Annotated in this window: 8 protein-coding genes; 7 read left to right on the top strand and 1 reads right to left on the bottom strand. The window is 43.4% G+C overall.

All coding sequences use genetic code 11. The features are described from left to right. A partial coding sequence (locus tag L691_RS0122010) for an SDR family NAD(P)-dependent oxidoreductase (protein WP_025692468.1) occupies positions 1–640 on the top strand: 640 nt, incomplete at its 5' end. A 367-nt stretch (positions 641–1,007) separates the two neighbouring features. On the opposite strand, the gene L691_RS0122000 is transcribed toward L691_RS0122010, so the two are convergent. Continuing rightward, on the bottom strand, positions 1,008–1,580 hold the full coding sequence (locus L691_RS0122000; RefSeq protein WP_084654382.1) for an MFS transporter: 573 nt from the start codon (positions 1,578–1,580) through the stop codon (positions 1,008–1,010). A 434-nt stretch (positions 1,581–2,014) separates the two neighbouring features. Here L691_RS0122000 and L691_RS0121995 point away from each other — a divergent pair, with 434 nt between their 5' ends. The 6 genes from L691_RS0121995 to L691_RS0121965 form a co-directional block, all read left to right on the top strand. Further along, complete coding sequence (locus L691_RS0121995) at positions 2,015–3,007, top strand: AraC family transcriptional regulator (RefSeq protein WP_025692466.1); 993 nt, start codon at positions 2,015–2,017, stop codon at positions 3,005–3,007. Positions 3,008–3,137: 130 nt separating this feature from the next. Then, positions 3,138–3,548 carry a MarR family winged helix-turn-helix transcriptional regulator gene (locus L691_RS0121990; protein ID WP_025692465.1) on the top strand — a complete coding sequence of 137 codons (411 nt, stop codon included), beginning with the start codon at positions 3,138–3,140 and terminating at the stop codon, positions 3,546–3,548. 93 nt (positions 3,549–3,641) lie between these two features. Next, the gene (locus L691_RS0121985) at positions 3,642–4,478 is read left to right on the top strand and encodes an SDR family oxidoreductase (protein WP_025692464.1); all 837 of its coding nucleotides are present in this window, start codon (positions 3,642–3,644) and stop codon (positions 4,476–4,478) included. A 64-nt stretch (positions 4,479–4,542) separates the two neighbouring features. Next, positions 4,543–4,791, top strand: a complete 249-nt coding sequence (locus L691_RS31530) for a DUF3703 domain-containing protein (RefSeq protein ID WP_084654380.1) — start codon at positions 4,543–4,545, stop codon at positions 4,789–4,791. Between the two features lie 160 nt (positions 4,792–4,951). Continuing rightward, the gene (locus tag L691_RS29795) at positions 4,952–5,515 is read left to right on the top strand and encodes a VOC family protein (protein WP_025692462.1); all 564 of its coding nucleotides are present in this window, start codon (positions 4,952–4,954) and stop codon (positions 5,513–5,515) included. A 528-nt stretch (positions 5,516–6,043) separates the two neighbouring features. Beyond that, positions 6,044–6,346, top strand: a 303-nt coding sequence (locus L691_RS0121965) for a TetR/AcrR family transcriptional regulator (protein ID WP_025692460.1), incomplete at its 3' end; no start/stop codon positions are given.

The raw sequence follows: 6,346 nt of genomic DNA, 5'->3' as shown, positions 1-6,346 counted from the left end.
CCGCCAGTACGGCGTACAGGCTTATGCGCTCACTTGCGATTTGTCTAAAGCGAATGCCCCGCGTCAACTGGCCGAACAAATTTCCGAACTGGGCTTGTCCGTGGATATTCTCATCAACAACGCAGGCGTTGGCACCTATGGCCGTTTCGAAGAAATAGACCCGGAGCGCGAGCAGGAAGAGATTATGCTGAACACGGCTGCGTTAGTCGATCTTACGCATCGGTTGCTGCCCGATATGCTGAGGCGAAAGGACGGAGTCATCGTTAACGTGGCTTCGATGGCCGCGTTTATGCCTTGTGCTTATTCTACAGTTTACGGGGCGACCAAAGCATTTGTATTGTCCTTCTCTGAGGCGCTATGGGCGGAAACGCGCTGGCGAGGCGTTCGCGTGCTCGCACTGTGCCCAGGTGCAACCGAGACGGGGTTTTTCGATGCGGTCGGCAGTGAGGAAATGGGGGCGGGCCAAAAACTCTCGACCCCGGAGAAGGTTGTACAGGCCGGATTTCGCGGGATTGATCAGGGACGCAGCTATATCATCGATGGCCGTAACAATTACCTTATGGGTCAAATGATTCGATTTTTGAGCAGGCGCAGGGTAGCCTTGTTCATGGAACGCATGTCAAGGCCAAAAAGTCACTGATAGCGGGATCCGGTTCTTTTGAGGATCTACAGTAAAACGAATTTAGCGGTAATATTGTTTGCATGGTGTGACTTTGATGTATCTGTACAGTAAGGTGCGAATCAGCCAGAGTATGACATTGTCATAGTGCAGGGTAACAGAATGCTCAAAGTGTCGGATAAAGGAAAAGCCCCTTGCGCTATTGGTTCAGCGGAAGGGGTTAAGCTTAAAAAATGCTTTTCGGTCTCCTCGTTGAAGGCGAGCTCGACGCTGCCGATGTGCTTCCTGTCGTCCAGCGTGATCCTCTTCACGATCAGGTGCACTAGGGTCTTGCGCTGCGGAAAGGCCTTTTTGATACGTTCCTACGTACACTGGGATATCCCTAAATTCACCTTAAGCCATTGGCCGGATGCCTGTTTAGATCATCTTGGGAATTATCTGCTCGCGTTGCGAGTATTAGAAAAATGCCGATAACTGACATAACGATGACAATGATAAAGGAGATTGTAAAGTTAGTATTGAAGGATAAAAATCGACTTAAAATAGAAGGACCAAATGCACCTCCTAAAATACTTAAAAGCGTGAAGAGTCCCATCCCGATACCAATCTCCGTCTTTTTCAAGGTCGATGGCACAACATTGGCAGCGGATGATACTAATGTGGTATAGCCGAGCGCAAAGATGAACATGACTATCCCAATGCCGATGGGCATGTCTTGCAAAACCGCCATAAGCAGTGCTCCCAGAATCATAAAACCATGACCAGCTAGGATAATGATCCTGCCATTGTACTTGCGAGAAAGTGCTCCCATGTAAGGGCCGAACAACGAACCAATCAGTGCGCCTGGGAACATGACGATGCCGATCAGGCTTGCTTGCAAGTTACCGCCCTGTTTTAGAACCAAGGGCAATAAAAATAAAGCGGCCGGATATGCAGATGTGCCTGCAAATACAGAGAGCAAGGAATTTCTGTAGTTTTTTTAGCGAGTAAAGAGATGGTGATAAAAGGTGCGTTCTTTCCGCGTATGTGGAATGAAAACGCAAGAAACATCAGGACAGCAATTATTAAAAGATAAGGATTTAGGCTGATACCTAGCACCAGAATGCCTACTGCTAAGGAGAATAATATAGCTCCTAAGACATCGAATTTCTCCCCTTGTGCAACATTAGTAGGGAAGTGTTTCACAACAAATGGGATAATAAATACGATCAAAGCGAAATAGACTGTTTCTGCAAAAACCTTGCCTAAAGCTGCAAAAGGCTATAATTTTCATCATTCGACTGTATGATGTTGCGCCGAGAAGAATGTATACTATTGATAACGATGGAACGAAAAAATTCATAAATAGGTGGAATCTCCGCATCCAAAAGACTTATAAAAAGGAGGTAATCATAAATGTCGAAGCAGAAACTCGATACTTTATTTAAAGAGAACATCTCAACTCATCAAAAGGCATTGGATCAAATTATTACGATGACAGAGAGGATAACCAACGTAGAGGGAAGCACGCAAACGATAATTCCGTTTCTTTCCATTATCCGAAAAAGTCATCAAACCCCATTGAATCCAAGTGTTTTGACTCCTTCATTTTGTCTTATTCTTCAAGGGACAAAGAAACTACATCTTGGGCAAAACATGATTTATTATCACTCTGGCGATTACTTGGCCTCAGTAATTGATATGCCTGCAACTGCACAAGTTATCGGCGCAACAAAAGAAACCCCATATATTGGTCTTCATATTGATATTACGACGAAAGAAATCGCTTCTGTGGTAATGGAGGCTGAAATTAACGTTAAACCCAAGGATAAAAAGCTGAATCCCGGCGTATTCATTGGGAGATCCGATTCCGACCTTTTAAACTTATTTATCAGATTGCTCAAACTTATTGACAAACCCAAAGAAGCTCGTTTTCTGTCACGACTCATTAAGCGTGAAATGATTTTTAATTTATTGTCAGGGGACTATGGACACTTATTTTACCAACAGGTGTTTTTTGACCAACAAGCTGACGGAATTGGCAAAGCCATCTCATGGATAAGAGAAAATTTCGCCCGCTCATTTAGCGTCCAGGAGCTCGCAAAATCAAGCAACATGAGCGTTTCGGGGCTCCATCATAAGTTCAAGGATGTTGTTACGATGGGGCCTTTACAGTATCAGAAGCTACTACGGCTTCAGGAAGCAAGACGCCTCATGCTGAGCGGTTCTATGGATGCAACAACTGCGGCCCTGGAGGTTGGTTATGAAAGTCCCTCCCAATTTAGCCGAGAATACCGAAGACTTTTCGGCCTGCCTCCTCTTAAAGATATAAAAGCTGTGAAAAAAAATGCTGCGGAAGGCTACGTGGAGCATGATGCAAAGACTATCGGAGTTCACACAAAAACTTGATTTTTAATCCAATATTATTTTATAGTCTGTTTACCGAGTTGCTTTTTTATCCGAAAATAGGGAATGGTACAATAATAGCAGCTTTGAGAATCTTCCCAGAGTATACATTTGTCAGAAAAGGTGTGTTTATATGGAATCATACCAATTATTATCCTATCAGATGCGTGATATTAAAAATGCACTCACCGGAGTATTGAATAGGGTGCTTCTTCGATATGACGTTTCTCCCGTAATGATGTTTACACTTGAATTGCTTCTAAAACATCCTGAATACATTGCGATGGATATTGCTTCAGAAGTTGGCGTAACACGTGGAGCTATTACGCAGTTGCTAGATAAAATGGAAAAGCAAGGACTTGTTTCTCGCCATCCTCACCCCACAAGCCGTAGAAGCTTACAGATCCGGGTGACCGATCAAGGACATGTTTTAGCGAATTCAGTCCTTAACGAATATCATGAGCAAATTGCAAAAATGTTCGATGTGTACTCAAATGATGAAATCGTTACCCTAAGTAAACTTTTGAGTAAGCTTCCGCTGTAAACTTTTCGCAAGCAGTGTGTTGACAAAGCAGTAGGAATGCATTATTGTTTAGTTATTAAACAGTATAAAAACTAAACATATGTAGTGATACTCATGAGCAGAGTAATCTGTATTACCGGTGCATCGTCCGGAATCGGGTTGGCAACCGCATTATTATTCGCGGCAGAAGGCTGGACTGTCTATGCTGGAACAAGGAATATTGAAAGAGATCAACAAAAATACATCCACGGAAACCTTAACTTCGTGAATATTGACGTTACCAAGCAAGATACAATTGAACATGCGATCCAAACCATTGATCAGTATCATGGTCGGTTGGATCTACTTTTTTGCAATGCGGGCTTCGGATACGTGAAAGCATTGAACCAGACGGAAATCAAAGATGTCCAAGAAGTCTTTGATACCAATGTCTATGGCGTCATTCGTACCATCCGGGAGGCATTCCCTTTAATGCGTAAAACAGGCGGTGGACATATCGTCGCCACCTCAAGTATTGGCGGCTTAGTTGGTCAAGCTCTGAATGAGGTATACTGCGCCAGTAAATTTGCTCTTGAGGGTTTAATTGAGAGTTTGGCCACGTATTATAAGCCTTATTTCAATATCGACGTTACGCTTATTGAACCTGGGGCTATCAATACGAATTTTAGCAATACGGTTATGTCCCAAATTGCTGCAAATGGCGGAATTCCTGAGGATGAATTTAAACCGGTATTCGATGCATTCATCTCGACTTTTGGTTCAGTCAACGCCGACCCTCAATCTCCTGAATCTGTGGCTAAAGTCGTGCTTGAATTGACACGTCTAGAGGAAAAGCCTCTGCGTATTCGGACTTCGGATGAAGCTGAACGCTTTGTGAGTTACAAGGTGGAGAACGACCCCAATGGTTTGAATTGCCTATATGAAACGCGCAACATGCAACTAGGATTGTAAGTCATGACTTTATCCCTAAATCGGTGGCTTCCTGTTGAACATCCATTAACAAGAAGATAAGAACATGGGGGAAAAGAACTTGGATCTCTTTGAACAAGAAATGGAAACTGGCAAAAATCTCGCCATCCAAGGGAAGTGGGAAGAAGCATATCGTCACTTCGAAATCGCCCATGAACTCGGTCATGGCGTTAGAAAACGTCATTTGGCCGCACATCGTTCTGCCCTACAAGCTGCTATTAAGACAAAACATCCAGGTCGTATATTTTATCAATTGTTCTTCCTTGGATTTGCAACTCTCACTTCAAGACCGTGAAAATATTAAGGTTTCCGTTAAATGCCCTCATGTCTGAGCCTTTCACTATTCAAAAAGAAACCAGCTTGGCAGTGGAGGCGACGAAGTCAGTAGAAAAGAGGGGGATAGATTTGGACAGGGCTGCGAAAAATAATATTCATTTAAAAGGAGAACGAAATGTATGTTAAAAAAGACGGGGTTTTCTCTTGTAAGTGTAATTTTGATGGTTATAGCGTTGGCAGGATGTGGTTTAAATCAAGCTTCAGACTCTAAAACAACGGGGGCGAGTAAAGTGAATAATGCTACAGAAGGTACATTCACCTTTGACCATGTGGGCCTTTCGGTCGCCGACCTTGATGCTCAGCGCCGCTTCTACGGTAAAGCCTTGGGTCTTGTTGAGGAAGAAGAACATTTCGAGATGCCCGAGGCGAAAATTAGATCAGTAATCCTTCGTGCTCCCGACGGGCTGAAAATCGAGCTCATTGAACGTGGTGAATCTAAACCTCAGAAATTTAAAGATCCATTTGACGCTTCTGGCACACAAGGTTATTTTCATTGGGCACTTTATGTGAAAGATCTAGAGAAGGTGTATTCGGATATCCTCGCTGCAGGTGCTGTTAGTGTCTCTCCTCCAGCGGATGCAGTTCGTCCTGGGGCCCGCTTTGCATACGTGAAGGATCCGGAAGGCAATCTGATTGAGCTTATTCAGCCAGCCGCAGGTGATAAAGGCCCCAAAACAAAATAACGCAATCGGCTGGATTTCTCAAAATTAAAACACTAGAAAACAGTGGTAGTCTATCAGCAGATGAACTATTACTGTTTTTAAATATATGTTCTGGCTAAATTCATGGTTCTTTGGCCAATAGCTTACATACAAACGGAAGTCCCTTCGATTGAAAGAAGGAAAAACGTCATGACTTCTCAAGCGTATGTAAGCGGGCAAGAGTGTCCAAACGATGTATCTGTGTAAATTGAAAGATGGCAAACCACGCTGGGATAGCGGTCGTGCATCCCCGAGAATTGATTGGGTGTTCCGAAATTGAGCAAGCTTACTCTTTACCGGTCATTTCGAAACGGATGCTGGGGAATTTTATTGATTGGTCATCCTGCTACTACAATGAGGATAAAAACGTTACGAAAAACAAACATAAAGGGAAAAAGTTAGTTCTTTCAATCACAGCATACATCATCAACTTTATTGACTGAAGAGCGCATTAGGTGTATTCTAATTTAGAATGAACGTTCGATTTTGAAGTGAGAAAGGAGGAGCCGAATGTTTGAGAAATACAACAAGGTGCAGCGAGTTGTCTTGGAAACGACACTTAACATCATTATTCGGAAGGAATTACAGGCGACCTCGATGGCGCTAATCGCAAAGGAATCTGGCGTATCGACGGGGAGCATTTATCACTATTTCCAAAGTAAAGAAGATATTGTGAACGAGTTGTACAAAGCAATTGTCACGTTTAACGGAGAGTATGTGCGTGAAGGATTATTGCAAGGCAGAACGATTCGTGAAAAGTTCGAGTTGGGTTGGAACCGGGTTATCGACTTGGGTAAAAAATATCCGCAGGGT

The sequence above is a fragment of the Paenibacillus zanthoxyli JH29 genome, assembly GCF_000520715.1.
GTDB classification, from domain to species: Bacteria; Bacillota; Bacilli; order Paenibacillales; family Paenibacillaceae; genus Paenibacillus_AQ; species Paenibacillus_AQ zanthoxyli.
Note: the sequence above shows the minus strand (reverse complement) of the source record. Positions and strands in the feature narration are given on the sequence as shown.

Coding starts and splice junctions, on each gene's coding strand:
- L691_RS0121995 (WP_025692466.1), top strand. CDS start 2,015: ATGTCGAAGCAGAAACTCGATACTTTATTTAAAGAGAACATCTCAACT.
- L691_RS29795 (WP_025692462.1), top strand. CDS start 4,952: ATGTTAAAAAAGACGGGGTTTTCTCTTGTAAGTGTAATTTTGATGGTT.
- L691_RS31530 (WP_084654380.1), top strand. CDS start 4,543: ATGGGGGAAAAGAACTTGGATCTCTTTGAACAAGAAATGGAAACTGGC.
- L691_RS0121990 (WP_025692465.1), top strand. CDS start 3,138: ATGGAATCATACCAATTATTATCCTATCAGATGCGTGATATTAAAAAT.
- L691_RS0121985 (WP_025692464.1), top strand. CDS start 3,642: ATGAGCAGAGTAATCTGTATTACCGGTGCATCGTCCGGAATCGGGTTG.